Origin of the sequence: Acidovorax facilis (assembly GCF_023913775.1) — a bacterium.
Lineage (GTDB): Bacteria > Pseudomonadota > Gammaproteobacteria > Burkholderiales > Burkholderiaceae_C > Acidovorax > Acidovorax facilis.
This window is the reverse complement of record NZ_JAMXAX010000285.1, coordinates 1-1,308: the sequence shown is the minus strand read 5'-3', so window position 1 is coordinate 1,308 and position 1,308 is coordinate 1. Positions and strand designations below refer to the sequence as shown.

Sequence of the window (1,308 nt, the reverse complement as noted above, 5' to 3'; positions counted from 1 at the left end):
TGACCTTGCCCCTGTTTCGTGTAGTTCTTAACCCACGATTCACGCGGCCTTTTTGCGCTGTGCCTCGTACCAGCGTTGTTCGTACTGCATCGGGCTGAGGTAGCCCAGCGAGGAATGCAGCCTGCGGTGATTGTAGAAGGCCATCCAGTCCATCACCGCCTGCCCGGCCTGCTCACGGGTAGCGAATTTGCACCCATGTACGCTGGCTGTTTTCAGCCGCCCCCAGAAGCTTTCCGTTGGGGCGTTATCCCAGCAGTTGCCCTTCCTGCTCATCGATGAACGCATGCCCCAGTCCTTCAGTGCGCCCTGGACCTCGTGGCTGCAATACTGGCTGCCCCGGTCGCTGTGGAATATCAGACCGGGTGGTGGCCGGCGACGCCACCACGCCATGGTCAGCGCGTCCTTGACCAGGCTTGCCTGCATGTGCGACTGCAGGCTCCAGCCCACCACCTGGCGGCTAAACAGGTCGATGACGGCGGCCAGGTACAGCCAGCCTTCGTCGGTTTGGATGTAGGTGATGTCGCCACTCCATAGCTGGTTGGGAGCTTCAGGGTTGAAGCGCCGCTGCACCAGGTCAGGTGCCACCGGCAGGCTGTGGCGGCTGTCGGTGGTGACCACGAACTTGCGTTTCGTTTTGGCCTTGATGCCGTGCTGCTGCATGAGCTTGCGAACCCGGTCTTTGCCCACCCGGATGCCTCGGGCCACAAGCTCCTTGTGCATGCGTGGCCAGCCGTATTCGCCCTTGACCTCGGCGTGGATGGCACGGATGTGCGCCAGCAGGGCTTCATCGCTGTAGAGTCGGCCAGGGCCGCTGCGGCCATGACCATCCTCTCGCCGGCGCAGCCAGTTGAAGTACCCGCTGGCGCTGACCTCCAGCACCCCGCAGGACACGCTCACCGGGTAACGGTACTTCATTTGGTCAATCCAGGCGTACCTCGCAGCGTGTCCTGCGCGAAGTACGCCGCAGCTTTTTTTGCGATGTCGCGCTCCATGCGAAGGCGAGCATTCTCGGCGCGCAGCCGGGCAATCTCCATCTGCTCGGGCGAGACTTTGGTCGCCTTGTCGGCGCTGCCAACGTCGTTCAGCTCTCCCTTGGATGACAGTCGCACCCAGTTGCCCAGACTGGCCTTGGGAATGCCCAGCACCTTGGCCACCACCGCAATCGCCTGGCCAGCTCGCACCTGCCGAACCGCCTCCAGTTTGAACTCCCGCGTGTACTGCGCACGCACTTGCTTGTCACTCATTGCTCAACTCCTTGTCGGTATTTTCAACAAGGGTTAAGAACTCCACTTTTCAGGGGCAACCTCA

At 61.8% G+C, this 1,308-nt stretch carries 1 protein-coding gene; it reads right to left on the bottom strand.

The window, feature by feature from the left end; translation table 11 throughout:
• Positions 1-39: 39 nt before the first annotated feature.
• Positions 40-1,244, bottom strand: a protein-coding gene (locus NFX52_RS30170) for an IS3 family transposase (protein WP_142085889.1) whose coding sequence is annotated in 2 segments (ribosomal slippage) — positions 40-965 and positions 965-1,244 — 1,206 coding nt in all. Because the reading frame shifts where the segments join, the coding sequence is not laid out codon by codon here.
• Positions 1,245-1,308 lie beyond the last annotated feature (64 nt).